Consider the following 26,625-nt stretch of genomic DNA (forward strand, 5'->3'; position numbering starts at 1 on the left):
ACTCCCGCTAGGAAATGTCTCATATTCAAGCTTGTCGGAAGGCAAGTTCCTTCGTATAAATCGTACTTCGGTTTCGTCCGCTTTCTTTTGAGTAATACAACGCTTTATCTGCTTGTTGTAATGCTTCAAGAGACGTATGGGAACCACTAGAATGTGCAATCCCAAGCGAAATCGTGATTTGCAGATCAGGTACGTCTGCCGTCGGGAACAGGTTGCGTGCGACTGTCATCCGAGCCAACTCTGCGATTTTTTGAGCTTCTTTAGCTGTAGTGCTTGGTAAAATGATCAAAAACTCTTCACCACCGTACCGTCCGACGAGGTCATCCGGTCGTGTTAAGGAAGCGAGTGTCATGCCGAGTTGACGTAGGACATCATCCCCGGCGTCATGACCATATGTATCATTGACGTGCTTGAAGAAGTCGATGTCAATCAAGACAAGTGAATACCCTTGATCCGTTGAACCGACAAGTGACAGTGAATCATCGAGACGGCGCCGATTGGCAAGTCCGGTCAAAGCATCCGTCATCGCTAGTTTTTGTTGATACTGAATGTTTTCGAAGTGACGGCGTAATTCCGTCAGCAGTCGAAAAGCAACAAAGCCAGCCAATAGATTAAAGAAGATATAAGCGATTGAAATTTTAAAGAATGTCGACCAGCTGTTTGTCAGGATATAGATGGCAGGTAACGAATAGAGAACACCAATTGACACCAATAATTGAAAATGGCGTGTCGAGACATGAACGAATCGACGTACGATTCCGATCGTCGTAATGATTAAGACGATAATCAGTGTGGACAGATAAAAACCCTCCATTTGATCGACGGGTGTCAAAAAGTAACGTGTTCCGATGATCATTATACCGGCGACGATGGCGCTCGGGAAACCACCGAATAGCATAGCGATCGCGACTGGGATGATTCGTAAATCCACACGGGCGACATCGATCTGAATGCCATTGAACATCAACAAAACTGCAATCAGACCACAGACAGTTCCCAATATGAGGCGTGTACTCCAGCTGGAATTCAGCGAAATACGTGGTCGATTCCGAAATGGTAAGAATAAGAGAGTAATCGTCGTGAACAGTAGACAAAAGTTAATGATGAATTGATTCATGATGGACAACAAATCCTCCCAACTCCCCCAGCTAACAGATTTCCATATATATACTCCAGTATACTCATCTAGGTAACGGTTAGACAGAGGTAAATGTTTAGATAAAACATAAAAAACGGTAGAAAATCTACCGTTTTTTATGAAGACGAAGTGAGCGTATCCTCATCCATCGTCAGTAAAATCTTATCGAAGACGCGAATCATCGTTTCCAGTTCTTCTGCTGTTAAAGTTCCGAAGCGATCTTGTAAATAGTTTCTTCGGACGACCTCGAGTTCCCGAAAAGCACGCTCTCCATCATCCGTCAAAGCGAGGACAATCGAGCGACGATCTTCCGTCGAACGCGTCCGTGTGACATATCCTTGTTTATAGAGCTTATCCGTTAAAGCAGTGACTTGACTCGTCGCCAGCTCAAATTGTTCCGCAAGAAGTGTCGGACGCTGAGGACCGTTTTCTGAAAGACTCCGTAAGATGAAAAATTCGCTTCGGGTCGCTGTTCCTTCAAATAGTCGATTAAGTTCACGTCGCAGGGTACGAAGAATGACACGCATTTGTTCCTCGAGTCGGTAAGTCAGCAAATCACGTTCCTGTGGCATGCAAGCAGCATCCTTTCTCTCAGTGGACTTCTATCATTTAGTGTACTAAACATATCGGATTTTTACCATCTACTACCCCAGATTCAAAAAAGGCAATTGACAATTTCGTGGCGGTTTGTGTAATATGGCGTAGTAATAACTAATTTAATTCAGTTCTCACTCAACCAGTGGGATGGAGGTTGCAGTTCTTAAGAGTACGGTTACGGATGTCGTCAAGCGACAAATGAAGTGACCTGAAAGGAAGAATTGCCGAAATCAATCATCGCTTTGAAGATGATCGATTGGGATTAGATCGAATAGGTCTAATACTGTCACAAGTCGGGTATCACTTACTTGTGGAGAGCTATCTTTCACGACGGTAGAATGAGGCGCATTCATTTTATTATGTTGCGTTCTCATCTTCCATCTGGAAGATGAGGGCGCTTTTTGTTTTTTCATTCAAAAAGTGTCCTCTCAAAAAATCTAAACAGAGAGAAGCGAACGAAATGAACAAACTAGATGTGAAACAAACAACAGATTCGACAGCCGAAGGATTAAAACGTGGATTACAAGCCCGTCATATGTCGATGATCGCCATCGGTGGGGCAATCGGAACAGGACTTTTCATCGCGTCCGGTGCTTCCGTTGCAGCAGCAGGACCAGGTGGTGCACTCCTATCGTATGCAATCGTTGGTCTGATGGTCTACTTCCTAATGACGAGTCTTGGCGAAATGGCGGCGTATATGCCTGTCGCCGGATCCTTCTCGACATACGGGACAAAATTCGTCGATCCCTCATTCGGCTTTGCCCTCGGCTGGAACTACTGGTACAACTGGGCGGTCACGATCGCAGTTGAGCTCGTTGCAGCACAAATCGTTATGACGTATTGGTTCCCGGACGTTCCTGGATTTTACTTCAGTGCCTTATTCCTTTTACTCATGATCGGCTTGAACTACTTCTCCGTTAAAGGTTTTGGGGAAGCGGAGTATTGGTTCGCCATGATTAAAGTCGTCACTGTCATCGTCTTCTTAGTCGTCGGTGTTGCGATGATTTTCGGTGTCTTTACATCGGAGCCACCAGTTGGCTTTAAAAACTTTGCTCTCGGGGATGCGCCGTTCGTCGGTGGTATTCCTGCCGTCATCGGGATCATCCTCGTTGCTGGATTCAGTTTCCAAGGAACGGAACTAGTCGGAATTGCCGCAGGTGAATCGGAAAATCCGAAAAAAAACGTTCCAAAAGCAGTCAAACAAGTCTTCTGGCGCATTTTACTCTTCTACATCCTTGCGATTTTCGTCATCGGGATGCTTATTCCGTATACGAGCCCGAACTTGGTTTCCAATGACATCACGGACGTTGCCGTTAGTCCGTTTACGCTCGTCTTTGAAAAAGCAGGTCTTGCGTTCTCGGCAGCACTCATGAACGCCGTCATCTTGACATCTGTTCTATCTGCTGGTAACTCAGGTATGTATGCTTCCACACGGATGCTGTATACACTTGCTCGTCAAGGAGATGCACCAAAGTTCTTTGCAAAAGTGTCGAAAAATGGGGTACCGCGTAACGCCTTGCTTGCAACAGGAGCAATCGGTGCGCTCTGTTTCTTAACATCGATGTTCGGTGGACAAGTCTACCTGTGGTTACTCAATGCTTCAGGTATGACAGGATTCATCGCATGGCTCGGAATTGCGATCAGTCACTATCGTTTCCGTAAAGGATTCCTTGCACAAGGTCATTCGTTGAAAGATTTACCTTACGTGGCACCAGCGTTCCCGTTCGGTCCGCTGTTTGCATTCGGTCTTTGTTTCCTTGTCATCGTTGGTCAAAACTATGCAGCATTCCTTGCTGATCGAATTGATTGGGTCGGGATTGCCGCGACGTATGTCGGAATTCCGTTGTTCCTTGCCTTCTGGTTAGGACACAAATTCAAAAACCGGACGTCGATTGTTCGTTACGAAGAGATGGACTTCCCAGAACATCCACGTCAATCGTAATCAACTAGCCGCCTTCTATTTATAGAAGGTGGTTTTTTGTTCCTAAAAAAGAAAACGTTTTCTAAAATATAGTTTTGAAAAAGTATAAAAAAGGAATCAATGAATACATATTTGAGAATAGGAATTTTGAAAAAGAGAGGGAGGGAGATACATGACTACATCTGAATTATTTTTTACATTAGGTTCTGCAGCATTTTTCATGTTGCTCGTTGCCTACATATCGTACCGGTTGACGCGCGGGAAAACACAAGGTGTTGATGAGTACTTCTTAGCAGGTCGAGGGCTAAGTGGCGTGTTCATTGCCGGCTCGTTACTGCTGACCAATTTATCAGCAGAGCAGTTGATTGGGCTCAATGGGCAATCCTTTATGGGGAACATGTCAAGTATGGCATGGGAAGTCACAGCAGGCTTTGCTGCGATCATCATGGCCATCTATCTACTTCCGAAGTTTCTTGGACTTGGTATCTCGACGTTGCCGGAATACTTAAGTCACCGTTATGATGAGACGGTTCGTCGGATGACAGTTTTACTCTTTTTACTCGGATATATGTGTGTCACGATCCCTTCAATGCTGTACTCAGGTGGGATTGCTGTCTTGCAGTTGTTCGATGTCCCTGAGTTGTTCGGCCTCAGCTATACGCAGTCCCTCTGGTTAGTCGTTTGGGTCGTCGGGATCATCGGAGCGATTTATGCGATTTTTGGAGGACTACGTGCGGTGGCTGTCTCCGATACGTTGAATGGGATCGGACTCGTCTTCGTTGGATTCTTAGTTCCAGTACTTGGCTTTATTGCGCTTGGTGACGGGAACCTCCTTCAAGGGATGAAGACGATTGCAACTGTGCAACCGGAGAAGCTGAACGCAATCGGAAGCTCAACCGATGCCGTTCCGTTCTTCTCGATATTTACGGGAATCTTATTCGCAAATTTATTCTATTGGTCACTAAATCAATATGTCATTCAGCGTGTGCTCGGCGCAAAGGATTTAAAAGAAGGTCAAAAAGGAGTCTTAATGACAGGATTTTTGAAGTTGTTAGTTCCAGTCTTCATGCTGATTCCTGGAATCATTGCTTATCACTTGTATGGAAATACACTGACGAGCGGTGATTTATCATATCCTCGACTGATTACAGAATTGCTGCCAGTCTCGATGATGGGATTTTTCTTAGCTGTCTTACTCGGAGCCGTCTTCAGTTCGTTTAACTCGCTTTTAAACAGTATTGCAACACTTTTCGTACTGGATGTCTATCAGCCAGTGTTTGCGAAAGAGGCAAGTGATGAACATCTGATTCGCGTTAGTAAATGGTTTGGAACGATCGTTGCCTTGATTTCTTTCATCATTGCGCCGTTCTTAATGTATGCACCGGACGGCTTATGGAGTTTAATCCGACAATTCACAGGATTTTTCAACATTCCGATTCTTGTTATCGTATTAATGGGGATTTTCATGAAACGAATCCCGGCGATTGCAGCGAAAATCGTCATCATCTTTCACGTGTTCGCATATTACTTATTCGTCTTCGGTTTCAAACAACTGTTCGGTTGGGATCATGGCATTAGCTATATTCATGGGTACGGTATTCTACTCGTGATTGAAGTATTGTTCATGGTATTCATGGGGTATCGTTATCCAGCAGTCCAGTCAAAAAAGGTCAATCGACGATACTCTGTCGAGCTCATTCCATGGAAATTCGCGATTCCAGTCTCAATCCTATTATGTACATCTATCGTTTGGACGTACGTTTTGTTCTCAAAGATCGGACTAGCTTCGACAGTAGGCATCGTATCAACTTGGTTTTGGCCGGTTACGTTGGGGCTTGCTATTGCAACGATCATATTATGGCGTGTGTCGCTAAATGCTTGGGAAGCGAAGTACCGGACCTATCTCGAAGAAGAGTACCGTCAAGCTGAATAATCCTCTCGCAGAAGGTATGACATATCGGGTAAGATGAAAGAAAAACAGGAGGCGATCTTCGTGAATTACTGGTACCACTTTAAGCGTGCCTTCTTACCGATCGCATTATTGCTTGTGACGCTTGCCTTGTACCAAATGATTTATCGTTTGAATAACATCTGGTACTCGCTTGGAGGACTTCTTCTTGTCTTCGCGGCAATTTACTTCGTCATGCGTCGCCTAAAAACGAATCCAGAGGATTGAATGAGCAGGAAAGTCGAGTCCATTCTCTGAACGCGGTAAAATAGAGACATACAGAGGAGGGGAAGATAGATGGCAAAAGCAATATTTGCAGGTGGTTGTTTCTGGTGCATGGTCAAGCCATTCCATAAATATGATGGGGTAGAGCAGGTCATTTCAGGATATACCGGTGGTCATACAGAGAACCCGACTTATAAAGAGGTCTGTTCGGAAACGACAGGTCACTTGGAGGCGGTTGAAGTCACGTACGATCCGTCCGTCATTACGTATGAAGAATTACTCGATATCTTCTGGCGTCAAATCGACCCGACAGATGGCGGTGGTCAATTCAATGACCGTGGTGAATCATATCAGCCGGCTATTTTTTATGTCGATGAAGCGCAGCGTGAAGCAGCTGAACGTTCGAAAGCAGAGCTTGACGCATCAGGACGTTTCTCGCGTCCGGTCGCAGTAGAGATTCGTCCGGAAAAGCCGTTTTGGCCAGCAGAAGAATATCACCAAGATTATTATAAAAAGAATCCGTTCCGTTATCAGATGTATAGCGTCGGCTCAGGTCGCGCGAAATTCGTTAAGGAAGCGTGGAAGGATCATGGTAAGGAAAAAGAACTAAAAGAGCGCCTGACACCGATTCAGTATAAAGTCACACAAGAGAACGGGACAGAACCCGCTTTTCGTAACGAGTACTGGGATGAAGAACGTCCAGGTCTTTATGTCGATATCGTCGATGGTACACCACTCTTCACATCAAAAGATAAATTCCAGTCAAACTGCGGTTGGCCGAGCTTCGCTAAACCGATCTCAGAAGACAAGATGGAAGTCGAACTCGACACGAGTCATGGGATGACGCGGACGGAAGTACGCTCTGCGAATGCAGATAGTCATCTTGGTCACATTTTCGATGATGGTCCGACAGAGCTTGGTGGTCTACGCTATTGTATCAACTCAGCAGCGTTACGATTTATTCCGGTAGAAGAGCTTGATTCGGCAGGATACGGGGAATATAAAAAACATTTCGAGTAACATGTAGAGAGCAGTCAAACGATTTCGTTTTGACTGCTCTTTTTTTCAAATGGAAAGGAGAGGATCAGATGTTTCAGTCCGTGTATGAAGAGATTCGACAGATGACGATTGCAAAGGTACTTGATTTCTATGATCATGAAATCCGTCAGCTCGATGAGAAAGCACGTCAGGAAAAGTACGACAAGATGAGTTTGAGTCCATTTCGTTTTTTTCGGGGGAGTTCGCATCTTTTTTATTACGATGTGACCCGGATTCCGCTTGGTTTTGACACACCTCGTGATAAGCCAACTTGGATCCAAGGTGATCTTCACTTTGAGAACTTCGGTGTCCATGGCAATGCAAAAGGAGAAATCATCTACGACGTCAACGACTTTGATGAAGGATACTTAGGATCGTATTTATACGATTTGATTCGCATGGCAGTCTCTGTGCGATTATTCGCTGAAGAGGCAGGATATGATTCAGTCCCTGCAATTCGTAATTATGTTCTTGAATACTTACATGATTTAAAAAAGTATGCACTTGGAAAAGATCCAAGTGATGTTTGTTTTACACGGGATAATACAAAAGGACCAATCAAGAAATTAATCAAAAAAGCAGAAAAAAAACGTGAAGAATTAATGGGGGAGCGAACGGAACTGGTAGATGGCGTGAGACGATTTTGTACACTCCCGGATATGGAAGTAGTAGATGATGCGACACGAGCAGCAATTGAGTCTGCCTGGCCTTCCTACATCGAGACAATCGACACCGAGGATCGCCGTGAGGAATCGTTCTATACGATCAAGGATATCGTTCGTAAGTTAGACAGCGGAACAGCATCCATTGGTCTCGAGCGCTATTACATCTTGATTGAGGGCGAAGGGGGAGAAGAAGATTTGATTCTTGAGATGAAACAAGCGCAAACGTCTGTCCCTTCGTTATTCCTGCCCGTTTATCGTCCAGAAGCAGAAACCGTTCATCAAGGGAGACGGGTCATCACGTCGCAAAAGGCGATGCAGGCACATGAAGATCCATATCTTGGTTATCTGACGATTGAAAAAAAGGAATATTATGTACGCGAGCGCTCACCGTACAAGAAAAAACTAAAGGCGAAGCATATAAAAAGTCAGGAAGACCTTGAGAATGTGTTATGTATTCAAGGTCAAATTACCGCGAAAATCCATGCGCGGGCAGATCAAGATGCGGGAATTCAAGAAAAAATATTAACCCATCATGCGGATGTTGAAATCATTCGAGCTATCGGTGTTTCCGATACCGCTTTTTTGGAGCAGATCGAGCGTTGGTCGGAAGCTTATGTCATGCGAACAAAGCTGGATTACCAAGTGTTTTTAGAATGGACGAAGACGTGGAAAACGACTTAAAACCTGGACTGAAAAAGGAGAAAAATATCGGTATGTAACAGATGTTACATGCCGATATTTTTGAAGTGATTTTTACTCTTTAACAGATGAAAGCATCACGCAAAAAACAAATAGGTATAATGACCTATATCAATTTATCTGAAAACTTCGTAAATTTTTGATTAAGTTCTTACGAACGACTCGCTTCGTAAGACAAATCACAACGGATATAGGGGGAAGTACATCATGAGTTTGACGCGGAAAAAAGATGTTTCCGCTATGATTGCTGCAAGTAAACGCAACAGTGGACTTGCTCGAAATCTTGGCGCGATGGATTTAACGTTTTTAGGAATTGGCGCCATCATCGGTACCGGAATCTTCGTTTTGACGGGAACAGGAGCGTTGACTGCAGGACCAGGACTTATCGTATCATTCATTCTATCTGCCATCGCCTGTGGTCTAGCTGCTCTTGCTTACGCTGAATTTGCATCAACGATTCCGGTCAGTGGATCCGTCTATACGTATACGTATGCAACGATGGGAGAGATCTTCGCTTGGATCATCGGTTGGAACTTGATTCTCGAATATGGACTCGCCTCCAGTGCCGTAGCAGCCGGTTGGTCAGGTTACTTCCAGTCTTTACTCGCAGGATTTAATATCCATGTGCCAACAGCTCTCTCAGCAGCTCCAGGAGCAGTAGAAGGAGCCAAGACATACTTCAACCTTCCAGCCTTCCTGATCCTCTTTGCCATTACGGCATTGTTGTCGATGGGAATCAAGGAAACGAAACGTGTCAACAACATCATGGTCGTCATCAAATTAGCAGTCGTCGTGTTGTTCATCGTCGTCGGTGTTGGCTACGTTGAACCATCAAACTGGACACCATTCACTCCATTTGGTTGGGGAGGCGTCTTCTCGGGTGCTGCGATCGTCTTCTTCGCGTACATCGGTTTTGATGCTGTTACATCAGCAGCGGAAGAAGTCCGTGATCCACAAAAGAACTTACCACGTGGTATCATCGGTTCACTTGCTGTCTGTACAATTCTTTACGTCATCGTCGCAGCCATCATGACAGGGATCGTCCCTTACAAACAATTCGCTGGTATCGATCACCCGGTCTCACTTGCGATTCAAATGGCAGGTCAAAACTGGGTCGCTGGTTTCATCGATCTCGGTGCGATTCTCGGGATCACAACGGTTATTCTCGTCATGACATACGGAATGGTGCGTCTCGCGTTTGCGATCTCGCGTGACGGGATGTTCCCTAAAGTATTCTCCGAAGTGCATCCGAAATACCAAACACCATTCAAGGCGACTTGGATGATCGGACTTGGTAGTTCACTCGTCGCTGGATTCGTTCCACTCGATGTCATCGCGAACCTCGTCAACATGGGTACACTCGCAGCATTCGTCTTAATCTCTGTCGCTGTCTTGATTCTTCGTAAAACACAGCCGGATCTCCCACGTGCATTCAAATGTCCGGGTATGCCATATGTGCCAATCGCAGCAATCGCTGCATGTCTCTTCTTGATGTTCAACTTGAAACTCGAGACATGGATTGCTTTCGGAATCTGGCTTGCAATCGGTTTAGTGCTTTACTTTACGTTTGCGCGTAAGCGTTCAAATCTACACCCAGGAAACATGCCGGCAGCGGAACTTGCTGCTTCAAAAGAAGAAGAGTAAACACATCAAAAGACCCGGTCGCCTTCAGGCGATCGGGTCTTCTTGTGTTAGGAAAGTGGAACAGGACCTTTGACGCGAACCGCATCAAATTCACGACGAATGCTTTCATTGGCTTTCGCTTCATCTTCTGCCGACCAGCCGAGTTCGCTACGCATCAGGGCAAGAACACCGTCTGCGTATTGTTCAGCATGTGGGAAATCAAAGAAGACGGCTGAAGCACGACGATTCAAGAAGTCACCGGGTTGCATGACGAGCTCTGCTTCTAGACCATACAGAAGGGCACCGAACCAGTGTAACGGTAATTGATAACGAGCGGCTTCGTCACCGCGTGTCCGAATCAATTCGAAGACACGTTCGACATTCGTACCGTAGCGCTGGATGAGCCATGTCGTCTCATTCGGTGACAACCCAAGTGCTTCGCCTTTTGGTTGTTGTTCCTTCATGTAACGCGCGAATCCTTTACTTCCTTGTGGATGACCACCACCAAGCAAGATATCGTGCGTACGGGAAGCAAGATAAATTCGATTTTCTTCTGTCTTGAATTGCTCCGCGACCATATCGATGATTCGTTCCGCCATTTTCCGGTACCCAGTCAACTTACCACCGGCGATTGACATCAGACCGGATTTCGAAACGAAGATTTCGTCTTTTCGGGACAGTTCACTTGGATCTTTTCCATCTTCATGAATGAGTGGACGTAGTCCAGACCACGTTGATTCGACATGCTCAGGTCGTAACTCGACGTTGAACATTTGATTCGTCGCCTCTAGGATGTAATCCTGATCCTCGACGGTGACACCAGGCTCAAGAATATCTCCTTTATAGTTCGTATCCGTTGTTCCGACATACGTTTTCCCTTCACGTGGAATCGCAAAGATCATCCGACCGTCTGGAACATCGAAGTAAACGGCTTGTTGCAACGGGAAATGTACTTGATCGATGACGAGATGAATCCCTTTTGTCAGGTGTAATGACTTTCCAGACTTCGAACCGTCTTTTTCGCGCAGTTCATCGACCCAAGGACCCGTCGCATTAATGATCTTCTTCGCCCGAATCGTATACGTTTTACCACTTAAGACGTCGCGGACTTCGACACCAACGACTTTTCCATTGTGGTAGACAAGCGATTCCGCTTTCGTATAATTGACGGCACGCCCACCGTATCCGACCGCTGCCTTTAAGACTTCGACCGTCAGTCGAGCGTCATCCGTTTTATATTCGACATACCGACCACCACCGACTAAGTGTTCCGAGCGTAGCAGTGGTTCGTAACGTAATGTTTCTTCTTTGCTAAGCATCGTCCGACGTTCATGGCGTTTGACACCAGCGAGTTGGTCATAGACACGTAAGCCGATCGAGGTCGAGAAGCTACCGAATGTACCACCTTCGACAAGTGGAAGCATCATCCACTCCGGTGTCGTCACATGCGGTGCGTTCTCATACACGATGGCACGTTCTTTCCCGACTTCGGCGACGAGTTTAATCTCGAACTGCTTCAGATAACGCAATCCACCATGGACAAGTTTCGTCGATCGGCTCGATGTCCCTTCGGCGAAGTCCTGCATTTCAATCAAACCTGTTCGCATGCCGCGACTTTGTGCGTCAAGCAGAATACCAGCTCCCGTGATACCGCCCCCGATGACGAGGACGTCTAGAAGTTCTTGTCCCATCTCTTCTAACCATGCTGTCCGTTCCGTACTTGAAAACATCTTGTCTTCCCCCTGTTCGTCTGAAATGAATAGTTAGTCTACTTCTATCCATGTACCCACTTTTGCACTCTTTTGAGCAAGATCAATGATTTTCATGACGAGTTCAGCCTGTTTCGCAGAGACAGGTGGTGTGGTTCGCTTACGGATGGCTGGAGCGAGATCCGTATAATAATCCCCAAAATGACCGGAAACAAAAGGGAAGTCTTGCAGAGGTCCATTTGCTTCAGCCAATTGATAGGTCGTCCGTTTTGTATCGACTTCATCAACGAAGTAACTCGCCTGTGTTCCGTGCACCATCAGGGAGGGACCAACAGCTGGAACGATGGAACCGATATGCAAAATAGCGCGTCGCGTGCCAAAGGCTAAAATTAGATGTGTATAGTCATCAACGATCCCATCTTGTCGTTGAATCGTTTGATCACAAAAGACACGGTCTGGAATTTCATCGAAGGCGACGAGTGCTTGATCGATCAAGTGTGAACCAAGGTCGTACAATAGTCCGGCACCAGGAACGTCCTGTTCGCGCCAACGCTCCTGCACATCGGGACGGTAACGGTCATAATGCGCTTCGAACGTCTGGAGCGTACCGAGTCGTCCAGATTTCAATAAGGTCATCAGCGTCCGAAAGTCCTTCGTGTACCGCCGATTATGATAAACTGTCAGTAACCGACCGTATGTCCGTGCTAGTTCTGTCAACGTTTCGGCTTCTTCGAGCGTGACGGTGAACGGTTTCTCGACAAGTACATCACAGCCCGAGAGCAAGGCGAGACGCGCGAGTGGATAATGCAGATCGTTTGCCGTCGCGATGACGACTAAATCGATTTGTTCCGCTTCAAGTAATGCTTCAAGTGTCGGATAGACAGGGAGCGTCGCGTCATACGCAGCGACCGCTTCCGGGCGACTCGACTGAACAGCGACCAACTGATAATCAGGTGCGTGTAAATAAGGAGCATGCAAATGTTCACCGGCAAGACCAAAACCAACTAAAGCGGTACGAATCATAGAAAACACATCCTTTTCAAGTTCATACCCTCAATCTACCATAAGGAGGAATACAAGATGATTACCGAGCAACACATCATCGAAAAGATGCGCCAAGCGATGCAACGTATTGATCAAACAACAGGAGCTGCGCAGAAAGAACAGATTGCAGCGATGAAGGTTTACTGTGAACTACTGCTCGAATCCGAGGCGACGTCGAGTTCGACCCTATCGCTACCTACGTCAACGCCTCAGGCAACCCCAGCGGTCGATCCGATGTTAGCGCGTTTCATGGGTGTTTCGCAGGAAAAAGAAGAAAAAGGCACTTCATTGCTCGATTTTTGAATGAAATGACGCAATTCAGGGAATAACCACCACAGTTGAAATGAGAAAGGGAGATACGTCATGAAAACAGTCATCGTCATTGGAGCAGGACCAGGAAACGGGTATGAAATCAGTAAACGATTCGGGCAAGAAGGGTTTCAAGTCGTTTGTGCGGCGCGGACACAAGAAACGCTTGCAGCCGTCATCACGGAACTAAAAGAAGAAGGTGTAGAGGCGGTGGGGGTAGAATGTGATGCTTCTCGAAAAGCCGATATAGCATCACTCATCGAATGGACAGAGGAGCAGTATGGACAAATCGATGTCTTAGTCTATAATGCTTCGATTTTACATCAAGCATCTGTCCTTGAAGTCTCGGCAGAACAGATTACGAAAGAGTTCGAGATCGATGTTCTCGGTGCACTGCATGCCGCACAACTCGTTGCTCCTTCGATGCAGGAACGAAAAGACGGCGCCATCCTGATTACAGGAGGTGGCGCTGCGATGCAAGCAATCAAATCGTTACCAGGGCTTTCGATTGGCAAGGCAGGCGTTCGTCAAGTGACGCACATGCTCCATGATACGTTGAAGGAAGACGGTGTCTACGTCGGAACCGTCACGATTGCCGGAGAAGTGAAGCGTGGAACGGCACTTGATCCGAAAAACGTAGCGGAAGCGTTCTATACACTCTATACAAACCGTAACGAAGTAGAGACGGTTCTATCAGCAGACTAACTTATGAACAAGGTGACGTATGCGGGTTCGGACATTGACCGAATCCGTATTTTCATGGAAAGGAGAGAAATAGAAATGAGACGATCTGTATTCATAAGTCTACTTTTTTTATTCGTCCTCATCGGTTGTGCACCAGAAGAAACCGATCTGCTTGGCATCAAGCAACCAGACGATGAAAAGATTACGAAAGCGACGGTGCAACGCGTCATCGATGGGGATACATTAAAAGTAAGGTTAGCAGACGGGAAAACGGAGGATGTTCGTTTGTTGCTCGTCGATACACCGGAAACTGTTAAACCGAATACGCCGGTTCAACCTTATGGAACGGAAGCTTCAGCGTTTACAAAAGAGACATTACCGAGCGGGACAGCTATTCGGTTAGAGCGTGATCATTCCCGGGCTGACCGATACGGACGACTGCTCGCATATGTCTGGTACGGCGATAAAATGTTGAATCAAGAGTTACTCCGAAAAGGTCTTGCGCGTGTGGCGTTCGTCTATGAACCAGACACACGTTATGTCGATGTGTTTGAACAGATCGAACAGGAAGCCAAGCAGGCAAAGAAGAAAATCTGGAAGCACGATGGCTACGTCACGAATCGCGGATTCAATGTTCAAGCGATTACAGAAACGAAATCCTGCGATATCAAAGGTAATATCAATCGGTCAGGTAAAAAAATTTACCATGTCCCGGGTGGTCAGTCTTACAATGAAGTGAAGCCGGAGCAACGGTTCTGTACGGAGAAAGAAGCACAAGAAGCCGGATTCGTCCGAGCAACACGCTGATAAACGCAAAAAAAGCCATCGCTAGCGATGGCTTTTATCTATCATACAGGTGGTGGCGGTGGTTGATACTGCTGTACGTTATCATCTTCATCAAAGGAGATCGTGACATCGGTGATTCCTTTAAGGATGCGAATTTGCAATTCGAGTCGATCTTTAATGTCGTCCGCTTGCGCAATTGTCAAGTTGGGATCAACTTCAATCTCCGTTTCGACATGGAAGTGATCTCCTTCCTTGATGACTTCAAGTTTTTCGATGTCCCGAACCGCTTCATCACGTAACAAGATTTCACCGATTTTGGCTGTCAGTACTTCATCAACCTCACCGAGCGCACCGGCAGCATTTTGAATAAAGACGTTGTAGACGACATAAAACATCATGAGTCCAATCAAGATGGATGCAATGCCTTCTGCTTGATAAAACGATGTATAATGCGAAATCAGGACAGCGATAATGGCGATGACGCCACCAAGAGTTGCGACAAGATCTTCCATGAAGACAAGACGTGTCGCCGGTTTGGCTTGTCCAAGATGGGCGAAGCTTTGACCAACAAGTGTCAGTCCGCTCGATTTGAGTCCCGTCTCATGTGCGATTTCTTTCATCGCTTTATAGAACACTCCGACTTCCAGTACGACACCAATGCCAAGTGCCGTCAGGATGATCCACAAACCACTCGTTTTTTCGCCAGGACCGTGTGTGATATGCAAGATGCCTTCCCGAATCGTCTCGTAAGCAAGGAGAGCGACGACAATGATTGCAGCAAGTAAGACGAGATTAACGAGCCGACCAAAACCGTTCGGAAACCGTTTCGTTGGTGCTTTTTTACTGAGAGCAGAACCGATGTAGACGAAGAACTGGTTCGCTGCGTCACCGATCGTATGCATCATTTCAGCGAACATCGCTACATTCCCAGTTAAGATATAGGCGACGAACTTGATCGCGGCAATGATCGTATTGACGATGGCGGCAGCAAGGGCTGACTTATTTCCGCGACGGATCAATGAGAAAAAAGTGGTCATGAGCGGTCCTCTCCTTGTCTACTCAAAATAGGTTAACCGCGTCCTGCTTGGAAAGACGGATAAAGTGTCATGCCGCCGTCCGCAAAGAGCGTGATCCCTGTAACATAACTTGCTTCATCCGACGCAAGCCATGCAGCAACGGCAGAAATCTCTTCTGGTTTCCCGATGTTGCCCATTGGAATCATACTCTCGACTTCTTTGCGTTGTTCTGGATCTTCGAATTTTTCAGCGTTAATCGGCGTATTGATTGCACCAGGTCCAATCGCATTAACCCGGATTCCTTTCGGTGCATACTCCATCGCAAGGGTTTGTGTCATCAATTTGACGCCACCTTTACTCGCGGCGTAGTGGACGAATGTCGGCCATGGAATGATTTCATGCACACTCGACAGATTGATGATACTACCTTTGACATCATGTTCGACGAAGTACTTCAGTGCTTCTCGTGCCCCGAGGAAAGCTCCTGTCAAGTTGACATCAATGACTTTTTGCCAGTCTTCGAGCGACATCTCATGGGAGGCTGACGGCATCTCGATTCCCGCGTTATTGACGAAAACGTCTAATTGACCAAAGCGATCGACAGTCTCTTTCACAAGGTTGATCATGTCGTCTTCCTTCGAGACATCTCCTTGGATCGTAATAGCTTCGCCACCCTTATCTTGAATCGATTCGGCAATTTTTTTTGCTTCTTCCGGGTGACTGCGATAGTTAATGACGACACGCATGCCTTCTTCTGCATAACGGCGAATGATTGCTTCACCGATTCCCATTGATCCACCTGTTACGATGGCAACTTTTCCTTTTAAACTTTCATACATGATGCTTCACTCCTTCATTTATTGTTTCGTAAATCCAATCATGATTCCACCAGCAACGACTAAAATACAACCGATGATGACGAAGGTCATCTCTTTCTTCGTTTTCGTTTCTTTCAGTAAGAGGACGCCACCGATGGTTGAGATGACGACACCTGTTTGAGAAAGGGAGAAGCTTGTTGCGACCCCGACTTTTGCCGTAGCAAACAGTAAAGCGACGTTCCCGACAGCCCACATGAGTCCGCCGATGGTATTGCCAGCTGTTTTCTTTGTGAAGAGGTCTCCTTCTCGTAAAGAAAGAAAAATTGCGCTAACGACCATCCCGATCGCTTGCGGTAATACGGCTTCCCAGCCATTAATATCGAACCAGCGGGCGATGACGACATATCCGACATATCCGACAGTCGAGATGAGGAGGAGCGTCAATCCTTTGCCGATATTCTCATCTTCTTTACTCTTATCTTCCTTATAAGACGTGAAAGCTGCTCCGGCAATGATCAATACAAGCGCACTGATTCCGAGAATCAAGGCAGTTGTCGTTGACCACTCGCCAAAAGCAAGAACACCGAACAACGATGTTCCGACGAGTTGCATCCCTGTTGAAATTGGCATCGTTTTTGAGACACCCATTTGACGAAATGCGGCAAATTGATTTTTTTGACCAAGTGCCCAAAAGGCACCAGAAAAGAATCCGGCAACCCAAGCGGTCGTCGACATCTCTGGGCTGACAAAAAAGAAGGTGACGATCGCGAAAAGTAACGCACCCAGAGTCGTACCGATGATTTGTTGCGCTGTTGAACCTCCGATTTTCGAAACGACAAGCGGCAACGATCCCCACATCAATGCGGGAACGATGGCAATTAGAATATCAATCAAGTGTTTCACCTCTCCTTACTATTATCTCTCTACTTGAAGCTGTACCCCGCAAGGCGATAGGAAAAACCTTATGGTGCGAAGATGAATTATTCTGAAATAAAAAACGTCCACCGAGGTGGACGTCTGCTCATGTGTTATTTAACGGAATGGTTCATCGGCGATCCGGACGATTTGTCGTCCGATCCGGCGACCGTTCCATAAAGCGATGACAGCGATCGTCAAGGAAATGCCCATGACGTCGTACTGCGTAAAATAATAGCCGAGATAACTAAAAGGCAGGCTGATGATCCCGACGAGCGAACTCGTCCACTGTCGGATTTTGAGTGACTCGATGTTCGCAACACGAGAGAACTTTTGTTGCTCCATGATCCGCCAACGTGTCGGTTCGCTTAAGGCATCGTTAACAAGACGCGGGAAGGCGAGCAATCGCGCGCCGTAAGAACCAGCAATCTGTAGGTAACGGTTTTGATTTTTCCCTTCGTCATCGAGCCAGCGTCGAACCATTGGTTTAGCGAGTTCCAGCAGGTTGATTTGCGGTGAAAGAATCTGAAGGATTCCAAGAATCGTTGATGCGGCACGTCCAAAGAAAGCAAACTCAGCAGGAAGCTGGATCGGTTCATTTCGGACGAGCAATTCGATATCGGATAAGACCTTCTCGATCAGTTTTGTATCCACGTTTTCCATATCACTTTCGAGATAGAACGTGACTGCTTTTTCAATTGCTTGTCGGATATTTTGCTTATTCGCATTTGGCAATAAGAATCGTAGATCTTCTAAACCATCGACGATTGCATCGTAATCCAATGTGACGAAGGACTGAAGAATCCGCTGGATCGCTCGCATATCATCGGGCGTCGTCGCTCCGATCATCCCAAAATCAAGCAAGACGATTTTGCCATCGGACTGGACGAGGACATTGCCTGGGTGCGGATCGGCGTGGAATTTCCCGCCGAACAATAATTGTTCTCCAGCGTTCAAAAATAAATTACGTGCTAGTTCTTCACGGTCAATCTGATGTTCGGCTAGATAATCCAGATCCGTGATGCGTGTTCCTTCAATCCATTCCATAACAAGCACCCGATTTGTACAATGTTCTTCATAATAGCTCGGGATATAAATGACAGGGTTTGTTTCATACATCTTTTTAAAGTAGAGACCGTTTTTTAATTCGGTCCGGTAATTCAATTCATCACCGATTACGAAGACCATTTGGCGATATAAGCTTTGCAAATCAGTCGATTTGTTTAACGACGTCCGGCGCAACATGGCAATGACGATACGCATGGCACGGAAATCGGTTTTGATGATTTGTTCGATATTCGGTCTCTGTACTTTGATCGCGACTTTTTTACCGTTTGATTTTAAGGTTCCGCTGTACACCTCACCAATCGAGGCAGAAGCGACAGGACGGGAACTGATATCCGAGATGATTTCTTCGATCGGCATACCCCAATCCTCTTCGATGATCTTTCGTGACTCTCCAAGTTTACTTGAAGGAACTTTATCGACCAGTTCGGTCAGTTCCATCAAGACGGACGGAGGAAACAGGTCGGCTCGAATTGATAAGAACTGACCGAGCTTGATCAATAATCCTTCTAACCGTAATGCTTTTTTCTTATAGTCACGCGCAATTCGGATCATGATGCGCTCAAACTCTTCGTTGTTCGTACCTGGCCGGTTTTTCCGGGTGAATCGATAGATCGTAAAGATGTAACGTGCGAACATCGTCACGATGACGACGATGCGATAAAGCGCCCAACGTTTCATACGGTCACCTAGCTTCCTGTACAGTTTGTTTCAGTATAGGTTACTTTACCTAAAAACGTCACTCGCAAACGGTCGAAACGGTGACAGAAAATTAATGCTTTACGGAAACTAAAAAGAGAGTATAGTAAGTATTGGAATTTCTTTGTAGAAAGGTGAAATGTGCGCATGTCCTGGGACTTATTGAATATCATCGGCACGGTCGCTTTTGCGATGAGTGGTGCGATCGTCGCGATGGAAGAAAAATATGATTTATTCGGCGTTTGGTTACTTGCTTTGATCACAGCATTTGGTGGCGGTGCCATTCGTAATCTATTGATTGGTGTACCAGTATCTGCTCTCTGGTCGCAAGGTGGTCTCTTTTTAGTCGCGATTCTCGTTGCGTTGTTGATTTTCATGTTACCCCAGTTATTCTTGCCGCACTGGACACGTTGGGGTGTCCTCGCGGATGCGCTCGGATTGTCTGCGTTTGCGATTCAAGGTGCCCTGATGGCGACAGCAAAAGGACTGCCGTTGTCAGCAACAATTTCAGCGGCTGTACTGACCGGTGTTGGTGGCGGAGTGATTCGCGATTTACTCGCTGGACGGAAACCACTCGTCTTGCATAAAGAGATCTATGCGATGTGGGCTGTCATGGCAGCACTCGTGATTGATCGCTTTCAATTGACGAATCCTCTACATTTGTTCACATTGCTCGGACTCATCACCGTTTTACGTATGCTATCGTATTATTATGAATGGAATTTACCAGCACGACGGTTAGGGGGAGAATAACTATGAAAGTATTCATTATGATTGGCGCGATCTCGATGATGCTATCGGTCGCACTAGGTGCATTCGGTGCACACGCCTTAAAAGATATGTTGACGGAGCGGATGCTCGCGAACTGGCAGACAGGCGTACTTTACCAGATGGTACACTCGCTCGGCATCCTAGCACTCGGAGGACTCTTATTAAAGGCATCGATCCCACAATGGTCATTGGCTGCATGGCTTATGCTCGCCGGAATCGTCTTCTTCTCAGGTAGTCTGTACGTCATGGCATTGACGAATGTAACGAAACTGGGTGCCATCACACCGATCGGTGGCGTCTTGTTCATCGCGGCGTGGATCTTTGTCGCAATTGGTGCCTATAAAGGATTATGAGAACGGACCGTGTTTCTTCAGTCATGGAGAAAGACGGTCTTTTTCATATGAAAAACGCCTACTCATGATAGAGTAGGCGTAGGTATCAAAACGGATTCACCGCTTTGTGGTTTGTGTTTTGTTTAGCTTCGATAATGCTTGCTCATAGCGATCCAGTACACGATCTGCAACCGGTTTCAGCTCTTTTGAAAGCACAGCGAATTGCAATTCACGCGATCGTGTCGATCGGTTCATAGCATTCCCCATGGTAATTCCTCCTTACGTCATTCAACTTACTGTTTTATAGCCGCAAGGAGTATATTCCCATGAGATATTTCAATCAAACGTCATTCAACACATTAAAGTGCAAAATGAGTATTTAATTGTTCACTTTCGAGACGGTTACCGATGAAGAATTCACCGAACTCGCCATATTTCGCGCTGACTTCATCAAAACGCATTTCGTAGACGATTTTCTTGAACTGAAGAATGTCATCTGAGAAGAGCGTAACGCCCCATTCCCAATCGTCAAATCCAGTTGATCCACCGATGATTTGCTGAATCTTCCCAGCGTAACTCCGACCGATCATACCGTGACGATACATGAGCTCTTTTCGTTTCTCCATTGAGAGTGTATACCAGTTATCGCCATCGCGACGTGACTTGCTCATTGGATAGAAGCAGATGTGCTTCGCTTGTGGCAGGATCGGATAGAGGCGGTCACGCACATATGGATTCTCGTATGGGTTTCCTTCGCCTGAACCACGGTACGTACCAAGTTCGACGACAGAGACATAAGAATATGTTGGAACCAAATAATCATATAGATCGAGTTTCTGCATCTTGACTTCGACGTCTTGGATTTGTTCCATCGTAGGACGAAGAACCATCAAGACGAGATCTGCTTTTTGACCAATGATCGTATAAAGTGCGTGGCTTCCGTCTTTAGCTTCTTCCACACCAGAAAGCTCTGCGAGGAAGGCTTGGAACTCTTCAATCATGCGCGCGCGCTCTGTCGCGTCGACTTGTTTTAAGCGTGACCAATCGATCCGGCGAAAATCATGTAATGTATACCAGCCGTCGAGTGTTTCAGCGGCTTGTTGCGTAGCAGTCGGTTCAGATGTTTGGTGTTGCATGAGATGACCTCCTGAGTCTGAAATAAATTGTCTTTTTCCATATCCTATCTTATCACATTCTATTAAAAGGCTTCGTCTTAAAAGGTTTTGTCCATGAGATCGTAACACATGAAAAAAGCAGAGAGTGGGTAAAAGGGATAGGGGGTCCTGTTTTTCTCGAAAACGGCTTCTGTACTATTTTATAAAAAAGCTGTAGTAGTCGATGAATATGGCTTCAGTGCTTTTGTTAGATAACTTTTTTGCAAATTGTTTTAACAACGATTGAGAACTGTGTATAATAAACGGTGGAAAAGAAAATGGATCAAATCGACGTCGTCGTGTTTACCTAAAAAGGAGAGAAACTCATGCAATTATTCGATATGTTAGAACAAAAGATTAAAGCGCACCAACCGAAAATCGTCTTCCCAGAAGGAATTGACGCGCGTGTTCTCGGCGCAGCTGTCCGTTTGAAGAAAGACGGTCTTGTCACACCGGTCGTCATCGGACCGCGTGCACAAATTGAAGAAACAGCAACAGCGAACGGCATCGATGTAACTGGACTTGATACAATTGATCCTGCTTCTTACGCTGGCATTGATGAGCTCGTCGCATCGTTCGTTGAGCGTCGTAAAGGGAAAGCAACAGAAGAACAAGCACGTGCTGTCATCTTAAAAGACGTGAACACGTTCGGTACAATGCTCGTTCACACTGGACAAGCAGAAGGTCTTGTATCGGGTGCGATGCACGCGACAGGTGATACAGTTCGCCCGGCACTTCAAATCATCAAAATGCAAGAAGGCTATAAAAAAACATCTGGCGTCTTCATCATGGTTCGTGACGATGAGCAATACGTCTTCGCAGACTGTGCGATCAACATCGCACCGGATGCGAACGATCTAGCAGAAAACGCGATCGCATCTGCGAAAACAGCGAAAACATTCGGGATCGATCCGAAAGTCGCATTGCTCAGCTTCTCAACAAAAGGTTCAGCAAAATCACCAGAGACAGAGCGTGTCGTTGAAGCAACGCGTATCGCAAAAGAACGCGCACCAGAACTTGCGATCGATGGCGAACTTCAATTTGATGCTGCTTTCGTTCCAAGTGTCGCAAAATCAAAAGCACCAGAATCAGATGTCGCGGGTCAAGCGAACGTCTTCATCTTCCCAAGTCTTGAAGCTGGAAACATTGGCTACAAAATCGCACAACGTCTTGGTGGCTTCGAAGCAATCGGTCCGATCCTTCAAGGTTTGAACAAACCGGTCAACGATCTTTCACGCGGTTGTAACGAAGAAGATGTCTACAAACTCGCGATCATCACGGCGGCACAAGCGGTCGAAGAACGCCAAGCCTAAGCACAGTGTGAAAAAGTCTTTACTTTTTCGCTAAACCCCGTACAATGGTACACATCACGAAAATCACGAAACGTAAACGTATAGCAACGCTCGTATAATAGTGGGAATTGGCCCACGAGTCTCTACCGGATCGCCGTAACGATCCGACTACGGGTGGTGAGTTACTGCTCTCTTTTTTGGCGTACAGTGGCTGCCCCCGGGTAGCGGCTGTACGTTTTTTCGTTTTTTAAAGAGGAGAATGCATGTATGAAACGTCTACACGACATGATTAATCAAGAGGGAATCGTCTTATCGGATCGAGTATTGAAAGTGGATGCTTTTTTAAATCATCAGGTTGATCCGACGTTGATGTGGGAAATCGCCTATGAGTTCATGGAACGCTTTCAAGATGCTGGCATCACGCGGATTTTGACAATCGAAGCGGGAGGTATTGCCCCGGCAATGATGACAGCACTTCGTCTTGGCGTACCAATGGTCTATGCTCGTAAGACGAAATCGGTCACATTGAACGAAGGAACAATTTCAGCTGAAGTTTTCTCATTTACGAAACAACAGACGAATACAATCACGGTCGCAGAGAAATACCTGCAACCGGGTGAACGTGTTCTGATCATTGATGACTTCCTCGCAAACGGAGAAGCAGCATTTGGTCTCGCTCGTCTCGTTGAACAGGCAGGGGCAGAAGTCGCTGGATTTGGAATCGTCATTGAAAAGTCGTTCCAACCGGGACGTCAAAAACTGATCGAAGCTGGATTCCGTGTCGAGTCACTCGCGCGTGTTGAGTCATTGAAGGACGGAAAAGCGACATTCGTCGACTCGGTGACCGTATGAGACTATCAAACTTCAAAGCAGCCAGTCTCGGACTTCAGCATGTGCTTGCGATGTACACGGGAGCAGCTGTTGTTCCACTGATCGTCGGGAGTGCGATCGGATTGTCAGGAGAAGAACTTGCTTATTTAGTGGCGATTGATCTCTTCATGTGTGGCGTTGCGACCTTATTACAAGTACTCGTCACGAAATACACAGGTGTTGGTCTTCCCGTCGTACTTGGTTGTACCTTTACAGCAGTCGGTCCAATGATTGCGATTGGAAGTCTTCAAGGCATTACAGCGATTTACGGTGCTTTGATTGCCAGTGGGCTGATTATTCTTGTCATTTCAGGCTGGTTTAGTAAGATCGCGGTCCTGTTCCCACCGGTTGTCCTTGGTTCCGTCGTGACGATCATCGGGATTTCCTTAATTCCGGCTGCGATCAACGATATCGGAGGCGGACAGGGAGCGAAAGACTTTGGTGACTTACGTTATCTCGGACTCGCCGGATTAACGATCGTCTTGATTTTAATCTTGAATCGCTACGGTACGGTCTTCTCAAAAGCGGCAGCTGTCTTAATTGCTGTGATGATCAGTACACTCGTTGCATTTGGCATGGGAATGATCGACTTCAGTCCGGTGGCAGAAGCGTCATGGTTCCAAATGGTGACACCATTTTACTTCGGTGTACCGACATTCAATGCAACTGCCATCTTGACAATGACGCTCGTTGGTCTCGTCTCGATGGTTGAATCGACAGGTGTGTTCTTGACACTTGGTGAAATCACGGACCGTCGTTTGACGGATAAGGATCTAGCGCGTGGCTACCGAGCAGAGGGTGTCGCGACGATCGTTGGCGGTATCTTCAATAGTTTCCCTTATACGACCTATAGCCAAAACGTCGGTCTAGTTCAGTTGACTGGCGTAAAGACACGCAAAGTCATTTTATTTGCGGGTGGATTTTTAATCTTGCTCGGCTTCTTACCAAAAGTGGCGACGTTTACGACATTGATTCCAAAACCTGTTCTTGGTGGAGCGATGTTGATCATGTTCGGAACGGTCGCAGCAAGCGGGATCCGTATCCTATCACGGGTCGATTTTTCGAAGAACGAGCACGTCATCACGGTGGCACTCGCGCTCGGAATTGGTCTAGGAATTAGCATGAATCCTGAAATCGTAGCAGGTCTCCCGTCACAAATTCGCGTTTTGACGGATAGCCCGATCGTCGCTGGTTCACTAACAGCATTGCTATTGACCGGGATCTTCCGATTGACCGGGAAGTCCGAAACAGCAGATGTGCCACTTGCTAAAGTTGAATAACAATTGTAACTTTCCGAAAGGAGCTATCCTGTATACTACATAGTAGCAGGTAGTTCCTTTTTTATACTGCTAACGTAATCAGAATATTCCGAGTATGTGGATTTAGTGAAAAATATACATTGAAAACGTTTACAAAATCGACACATCTTCTTTATACTGACAACGTAGCGGTACGGGGAACTGCTAAGAAACAAACAGAGACTGGAAGGACGTCGTAAAAATGAAACAACAGACAGAGTTGAATCGGGGACTGGAAGAACGTCACATTACACTCATGTCGCTGGGGGCGGCAATCGGTGTTGGACTCTTCCTCGGATCAGCGAAAGCGATCCAATTGGCAGGTCCAGGGATCTTACTTGGTTATCTTATCGGTGGTGTCATCATTTTCATTATCATGCGAGCACTTGGGGAGCTTGCAGTGCGGGAGCCGATCGCTGGTAGTTTTGCGGAATATGCCCGAAAGTATGTCAGTCCATTAGCTGGTTTTTTAACGGGTTGGAATTATTGGTTACTCTGGATTTTTACGTGTATGGCGGAAATCACAGCAGTCGGTATTTACATGAAAGTATGGTTCCCGGATTCCCAGGGGTGGGTATGGGCGCTAGCAGCACTTGTCTTGATGACGAGCATCAACTTCATTGCTGTTAAATTTTATGGTGAATTCGAATTTTGGTTTGCGTTGATTAAAATCGTCGCGATCGTCGCCATGATCATCTTAGGAACTTTGACGATCGTCATTGGTCTTGGAAACGGCGGCACACCGGTTGGGATTTCGAACCTTTGGTCACATGGTGGATTCCTGCCGAACGGATTCGGTGGAGTACTCCTTGCCATGCAGATGGTCATGTTTGCCTTCTTAGGGATTGAAGTGATTGGGGTCACAGCAGGGGAAGCGAAGAACCCGAAGAAAACGATTCGAAAAGCCGTCAATAACGTCTTCCTACGAATCTTAGTATTTTATATCGGAGCACTCTTCGTTATTTTATCGATTTATCCGTGGGATCAAGTCGGTGCGAACAACAGCAGTCCATTTGTTCTATTGTTTGAATCACTTGGTATTCCATCAGCAGCTGGTATTATCAACTTCGTTGTCTTAACGGCAGCACTATCATCATGTAATTCCGGTATCTTCTCGACAGCCCGGATGATGATGAACTTATCCGAGAACAGTGAAGCGCCACGTCGTTTCTCGAAAATCTCAAAAAACGGTGTTCCAGCACTTGCAACGATCTTGTCAGGTGTTGCCTTACTCGTTGGTGTCGCTTTGAACTACTTCTTACCGGAAGATGTTTTTGCGATTGTGACGAGTATCGCGACGTTCGGAGCCGTTTGGACATGGGCAATGATTTTGATCGCTCAGATGCGGGCGCGAAAAGTACACGGTTCAGCAGAATTTGGTGTTCCGTTCTTCCCGATTGCGAACTATATCGCCCTCGCGGCGCTTGCCGGTGTCATCGTCTTGATGGCATTTGACGCAAGTACACGGATCGCTCTGGTCGTTGGACCACTCTGGTACGTGATTCTGATTGCCGTCTATTATGCACGGGGAATGCATAAGGAGACACGTCAGTCGACGCGTCAGGCATCAGGAGAATAAGGGAACGAGCGGATCCGGAAACGGATCCGCTTTTTTGACGCTTCGTATCAAACCGTTTCGTTTTGTTTTAATGATAGATTTGCTACACTTACGACAGAACCATACAGGAGGTCATACGAGATGAAAACGATTCATGTAGATGAATTACAAGAGCGATTAGAGGCAGGTGAGGCGTTGCATGTCGTCGACGTCCGTGAGCAGGATGAATACGATGCAGGACATATTCCGAACGTCCGCCTCCTTCCGATGTCTGAGATCGGCGAACGCTATACGGAATTGCAAGAAGGCGAAACCTACTACTTGATCTGTAAAGCGGGTGCGCGGAGCGAAAACGTCGGTCGTTTCCTCGAGCAATATGGATACGACATCGTCAACGTCGAAGGCGGTATGATGAACTGGAAGGGCGATCAAGAAGCATAAGGGTAAGCGT

Annotated in this window: 26 protein-coding genes and 2 riboswitches; of the genes, 16 read left to right on the top strand and 10 right to left on the bottom strand. The window is 46.4% G+C overall.

Annotated elements, in window-relative coordinates; translation table 11 throughout:
* Positions 1 to 25: 25 nt before the first annotated feature.
* Entirely contained in the window at positions 26 to 1,117 is a 1,092-nt protein-coding gene (locus tag ACN9MT_RS01215) for a diguanylate cyclase (RefSeq protein WP_235514047.1), read from the bottom strand.
* Between the two features lie 137 nt (positions 1,118 to 1,254).
* Positions 1,255 to 1,710 carry a MarR family winged helix-turn-helix transcriptional regulator gene (locus ACN9MT_RS01220; protein WP_056064474.1) on the bottom strand — a complete coding sequence of 152 codons (456 nt, stop codon included), beginning with the start codon at positions 1,708 to 1,710 and terminating at the stop codon, positions 1,255 to 1,257.
* Positions 1,711 to 1,875: 165 nt separating this feature from the next.
* A riboswitch (Lysine riboswitch) is annotated at positions 1,876 to 2,064 on the top strand.
* A 131-nt stretch (positions 2,065 to 2,195) separates the two neighbouring features.
* On the opposite strand from ACN9MT_RS01220, the gene ACN9MT_RS01225 reads away from it, so the two are divergent.
* From ACN9MT_RS01225 to ACN9MT_RS01250, 6 genes are all read left to right on the top strand, one after another.
* Positions 2,196 to 3,677, top strand: coding sequence for an amino acid permease (locus ACN9MT_RS01225; protein WP_056064471.1), 1,482 nt, complete (start codon positions 2,196 to 2,198; stop codon positions 3,675 to 3,677).
* Between the two features lie 151 nt (positions 3,678 to 3,828).
* On the top strand, positions 3,829 to 5,589 hold the full coding sequence (locus ACN9MT_RS01230; RefSeq protein WP_368915424.1) for a solute:sodium symporter family transporter: 1,761 nt from the start codon (positions 3,829 to 3,831) through the stop codon (positions 5,587 to 5,589).
* Between the two features lie 60 nt (positions 5,590 to 5,649).
* The gene (locus ACN9MT_RS01235) at positions 5,650 to 5,832 is read left to right on the top strand and encodes a hypothetical protein (protein WP_035411695.1); all 183 of its coding nucleotides are present in this window, start codon (positions 5,650 to 5,652) and stop codon (positions 5,830 to 5,832) included.
* A 69-nt stretch (positions 5,833 to 5,901) separates the two neighbouring features.
* Positions 5,902 to 6,849, top strand: coding sequence for a peptide-methionine (S)-S-oxide reductase MsrA (msrA, locus tag ACN9MT_RS01240; protein ID WP_056064465.1), 948 nt, complete (start codon positions 5,902 to 5,904; stop codon positions 6,847 to 6,849).
* A gap of 68 nt (positions 6,850 to 6,917) precedes the next feature.
* Positions 6,918 to 8,213 (top strand): DUF2252 domain-containing protein, encoded by a 1,296-nt coding sequence (locus ACN9MT_RS01245; protein WP_290774563.1) that lies wholly within the window; start codon positions 6,918 to 6,920, stop codon positions 8,211 to 8,213.
* Between the two features lie 225 nt (positions 8,214 to 8,438).
* Positions 8,439 to 9,875: an amino acid permease gene (locus tag ACN9MT_RS01250; protein WP_035411480.1), complete on the top strand. Its 1,437-nt coding sequence runs from the start codon at positions 8,439 to 8,441 to the stop codon at positions 9,873 to 9,875.
* Between the two features lie 47 nt (positions 9,876 to 9,922).
* Here the strand turns inward: ACN9MT_RS01250 and ACN9MT_RS01255 are convergent, their stop codons facing one another.
* Together ACN9MT_RS01255 and ACN9MT_RS01260 are read right to left on the bottom strand one after the other, a co-directional pair.
* Positions 9,923 to 11,584, bottom strand: coding sequence for a glycerol-3-phosphate dehydrogenase/oxidase (locus ACN9MT_RS01255; protein WP_375092176.1), 1,662 nt, complete (start codon positions 11,582 to 11,584; stop codon positions 9,923 to 9,925).
* A gap of 33 nt (positions 11,585 to 11,617) precedes the next feature.
* Positions 11,618 to 12,586 carry a Gfo/Idh/MocA family oxidoreductase gene (locus tag ACN9MT_RS01260; protein ID WP_426272614.1) on the bottom strand — a complete coding sequence of 323 codons (969 nt, stop codon included), beginning with the start codon at positions 12,584 to 12,586 and terminating at the stop codon, positions 11,618 to 11,620.
* A 57-nt stretch (positions 12,587 to 12,643) separates the two neighbouring features.
* Between ACN9MT_RS01260 and ACN9MT_RS01265 the strand changes: the two genes are divergently transcribed.
* From ACN9MT_RS01265 to ACN9MT_RS01275, 3 genes are all read left to right on the top strand, one after another.
* Positions 12,644 to 12,910: a DUF5327 family protein gene (locus ACN9MT_RS01265; RefSeq protein ID WP_426272615.1), complete on the top strand. Its 267-nt coding sequence runs from the start codon at positions 12,644 to 12,646 to the stop codon at positions 12,908 to 12,910.
* 60 nt (positions 12,911 to 12,970) lie between these two features.
* On the top strand, positions 12,971 to 13,621 hold the full coding sequence (locus ACN9MT_RS01270; RefSeq protein ID WP_035411468.1) for an SDR family NAD(P)-dependent oxidoreductase: 651 nt from the start codon (positions 12,971 to 12,973) through the stop codon (positions 13,619 to 13,621).
* Between the two features lie 75 nt (positions 13,622 to 13,696).
* Positions 13,697 to 14,407 carry a thermonuclease family protein gene (locus ACN9MT_RS01275; RefSeq protein WP_426272616.1) on the top strand — a complete coding sequence of 237 codons (711 nt, stop codon included), beginning with the start codon at positions 13,697 to 13,699 and terminating at the stop codon, positions 14,405 to 14,407.
* A 41-nt stretch (positions 14,408 to 14,448) separates the two neighbouring features.
* Here the strand turns inward: ACN9MT_RS01275 and ACN9MT_RS01280 are convergent, their stop codons facing one another.
* From ACN9MT_RS01280 to ACN9MT_RS01295, 4 genes are all read right to left on the bottom strand, one after another.
* Positions 14,449 to 15,423 (bottom strand): cation diffusion facilitator family transporter, encoded by a 975-nt coding sequence (locus ACN9MT_RS01280; protein WP_214856255.1) that lies wholly within the window; start codon positions 15,421 to 15,423, stop codon positions 14,449 to 14,451.
* 32 nt (positions 15,424 to 15,455) lie between these two features.
* Positions 15,456 to 16,241: an SDR family oxidoreductase gene (locus tag ACN9MT_RS01285; RefSeq protein ID WP_308102239.1), complete on the bottom strand. Its 786-nt coding sequence runs from the start codon at positions 16,239 to 16,241 to the stop codon at positions 15,456 to 15,458.
* 18 nt (positions 16,242 to 16,259) lie between these two features.
* Positions 16,260 to 17,111, bottom strand: a complete 852-nt coding sequence (locus ACN9MT_RS01290; RefSeq protein WP_426273438.1) for a GRP family sugar transporter — start codon at positions 17,109 to 17,111, stop codon at positions 16,260 to 16,262.
* 141 nt (positions 17,112 to 17,252) lie between these two features.
* Positions 17,253 to 18,881 (bottom strand): ABC1 kinase family protein, encoded by a 1,629-nt coding sequence (locus ACN9MT_RS01295; protein ID WP_035411453.1) that lies wholly within the window; start codon positions 18,879 to 18,881, stop codon positions 17,253 to 17,255.
* Between the two features lie 165 nt (positions 18,882 to 19,046).
* Here ACN9MT_RS01295 and ACN9MT_RS01300 point away from each other — a divergent pair, with 165 nt between their 5' ends.
* Both ACN9MT_RS01300 and ACN9MT_RS01305 read left to right on the top strand, forming a co-directional pair.
* Entirely contained in the window at positions 19,047 to 19,652 is a 606-nt protein-coding gene (locus tag ACN9MT_RS01300; RefSeq protein WP_023466752.1) for a trimeric intracellular cation channel family protein, read from the top strand.
* Positions 19,653 to 19,654: 2 nt separating this feature from the next.
* Positions 19,655 to 20,023 (top strand): DUF423 domain-containing protein, encoded by a 369-nt coding sequence (locus ACN9MT_RS01305; RefSeq protein ID WP_023466753.1) that lies wholly within the window; start codon positions 19,655 to 19,657, stop codon positions 20,021 to 20,023.
* Between the two features lie 96 nt (positions 20,024 to 20,119).
* Here ACN9MT_RS01305 and ACN9MT_RS01310 read toward each other — a convergent pair whose 3' ends face one another.
* Together ACN9MT_RS01310 and hemQ are read right to left on the bottom strand one after the other, a co-directional pair.
* Positions 20,120 to 20,269, bottom strand: a complete 150-nt coding sequence (locus ACN9MT_RS01310; protein ID WP_023466754.1) for a hypothetical protein — start codon at positions 20,267 to 20,269, stop codon at positions 20,120 to 20,122.
* Between the two features lie 92 nt (positions 20,270 to 20,361).
* Entirely contained in the window at positions 20,362 to 21,138 is a 777-nt protein-coding gene (gene hemQ, locus ACN9MT_RS01315; RefSeq protein ID WP_035411450.1) for a hydrogen peroxide-dependent heme synthase, read from the bottom strand.
* A gap of 344 nt (positions 21,139 to 21,482) precedes the next feature.
* Between hemQ and pta the strand changes: the two genes are divergently transcribed.
* The 5 genes from pta to ACN9MT_RS01340 all read left to right on the top strand — a co-directional run bounded on the left by pta (position 21,483) and on the right by ACN9MT_RS01340 (position 26,615).
* Positions 21,483 to 22,469 (top strand): phosphate acetyltransferase, encoded by a 987-nt coding sequence (gene pta, locus ACN9MT_RS01320; protein WP_056064431.1) that lies wholly within the window; start codon positions 21,483 to 21,485, stop codon positions 22,467 to 22,469.
* 70 nt (positions 22,470 to 22,539) lie between these two features.
* Positions 22,540 to 22,639: riboswitch (purine riboswitch) on the top strand.
* Between the two features lie 76 nt (positions 22,640 to 22,715).
* Complete coding sequence (locus ACN9MT_RS01325) at positions 22,716 to 23,300, top strand: xanthine phosphoribosyltransferase (protein WP_426272617.1); 585 nt, start codon at positions 22,716 to 22,718, stop codon at positions 23,298 to 23,300.
* Entirely contained in the window at positions 23,297 to 24,598 is a 1,302-nt protein-coding gene (locus ACN9MT_RS01330; protein ID WP_426272618.1) for a nucleobase:cation symporter-2 family protein, read from the top strand. Before ACN9MT_RS01325 ends, ACN9MT_RS01330 begins: the two co-directional genes overlap by 4 nt.
* Positions 24,599 to 24,818: 220 nt before the next feature.
* Positions 24,819 to 26,195, top strand: coding sequence for an amino acid permease (locus tag ACN9MT_RS01335; protein WP_426272619.1), 1,377 nt, complete (start codon positions 24,819 to 24,821; stop codon positions 26,193 to 26,195).
* Between the two features lie 120 nt (positions 26,196 to 26,315).
* A complete protein-coding gene (locus ACN9MT_RS01340) occupies positions 26,316 to 26,615 on the top strand; it encodes a rhodanese-like domain-containing protein (protein ID WP_035411426.1) in 300 nt (99 codons plus the stop codon).
* Positions 26,616 to 26,625: the final 10 nt, after the last annotated feature.

Origin of the sequence: Exiguobacterium sp. R-17 (genome assembly GCF_049913315.1) — a bacterium.
Classification (GTDB): domain Bacteria; phylum Bacillota; class Bacilli; order Exiguobacteriales; family Exiguobacteriaceae; genus Exiguobacterium_A.

Coding starts and splice junctions, on each gene's coding strand:
- ACN9MT_RS01215 (WP_235514047.1), bottom strand. CDS start 1,117: ATGAATCAATTCATCATTAACTTTTGTCTACTGTTCACGACGATTACT.
- ACN9MT_RS01220 (WP_056064474.1), bottom strand. CDS start 1,710: ATGCCACAGGAACGTGATTTGCTGACTTACCGACTCGAGGAACAAATG.
- ACN9MT_RS01225 (WP_056064471.1), top strand. CDS start 2,196: ATGAACAAACTAGATGTGAAACAAACAACAGATTCGACAGCCGAAGGA.
- ACN9MT_RS01230 (WP_368915424.1), top strand. CDS start 3,829: ATGACTACATCTGAATTATTTTTTACATTAGGTTCTGCAGCATTTTTC.
- msrA (WP_056064465.1), top strand. CDS start 5,902: ATGGCAAAAGCAATATTTGCAGGTGGTTGTTTCTGGTGCATGGTCAAG.
- ACN9MT_RS01245 (WP_290774563.1), top strand. CDS start 6,918: ATGTTTCAGTCCGTGTATGAAGAGATTCGACAGATGACGATTGCAAAG.
- ACN9MT_RS01250 (WP_035411480.1), top strand. CDS start 8,439: ATGAGTTTGACGCGGAAAAAAGATGTTTCCGCTATGATTGCTGCAAGT.
- ACN9MT_RS01255 (WP_375092176.1), bottom strand. CDS start 11,584: ATGTTTTCAAGTACGGAACGGACAGCATGGTTAGAAGAGATGGGACAA.
- ACN9MT_RS01260 (WP_426272614.1), bottom strand. CDS start 12,586: ATGATTCGTACCGCTTTAGTTGGTTTTGGTCTTGCCGGTGAACATTTG.
- ACN9MT_RS01265 (WP_426272615.1), top strand. CDS start 12,644: ATGATTACCGAGCAACACATCATCGAAAAGATGCGCCAAGCGATGCAA.
- ACN9MT_RS01270 (WP_035411468.1), top strand. CDS start 12,971: ATGAAAACAGTCATCGTCATTGGAGCAGGACCAGGAAACGGGTATGAA.
- ACN9MT_RS01275 (WP_426272616.1), top strand. CDS start 13,697: ATGAGACGATCTGTATTCATAAGTCTACTTTTTTTATTCGTCCTCATC.
- ACN9MT_RS01280 (WP_214856255.1), bottom strand. CDS start 15,423: ATGACCACTTTTTTCTCATTGATCCGTCGCGGAAATAAGTCAGCCCTT.
- ACN9MT_RS01285 (WP_308102239.1), bottom strand. CDS start 16,241: ATGTATGAAAGTTTAAAAGGAAAAGTTGCCATCGTAACAGGTGGATCA.
- ACN9MT_RS01295 (WP_035411453.1), bottom strand. CDS start 18,881: ATGAAACGTTGGGCGCTTTATCGCATCGTCGTCATCGTGACGATGTTC.
- ACN9MT_RS01300 (WP_023466752.1), top strand. CDS start 19,047: ATGTCCTGGGACTTATTGAATATCATCGGCACGGTCGCTTTTGCGATG.
- ACN9MT_RS01305 (WP_023466753.1), top strand. CDS start 19,655: ATGAAAGTATTCATTATGATTGGCGCGATCTCGATGATGCTATCGGTC.
- ACN9MT_RS01310 (WP_023466754.1), bottom strand. CDS start 20,269: ATGGGGAATGCTATGAACCGATCGACACGATCGCGTGAATTGCAATTC.
- hemQ (WP_035411450.1), bottom strand. CDS start 21,138: ATGCAACACCAAACATCTGAACCGACTGCTACGCAACAAGCCGCTGAA.
- pta (WP_056064431.1), top strand. CDS start 21,483: ATGCAATTATTCGATATGTTAGAACAAAAGATTAAAGCGCACCAACCG.
- ACN9MT_RS01325 (WP_426272617.1), top strand. CDS start 22,716: ATGAAACGTCTACACGACATGATTAATCAAGAGGGAATCGTCTTATCG.
- ACN9MT_RS01330 (WP_426272618.1), top strand. CDS start 23,297: ATGAGACTATCAAACTTCAAAGCAGCCAGTCTCGGACTTCAGCATGTG.
- ACN9MT_RS01335 (WP_426272619.1), top strand. CDS start 24,819: ATGAAACAACAGACAGAGTTGAATCGGGGACTGGAAGAACGTCACATT.
- ACN9MT_RS01340 (WP_035411426.1), top strand. CDS start 26,316: ATGAAAACGATTCATGTAGATGAATTACAAGAGCGATTAGAGGCAGGT.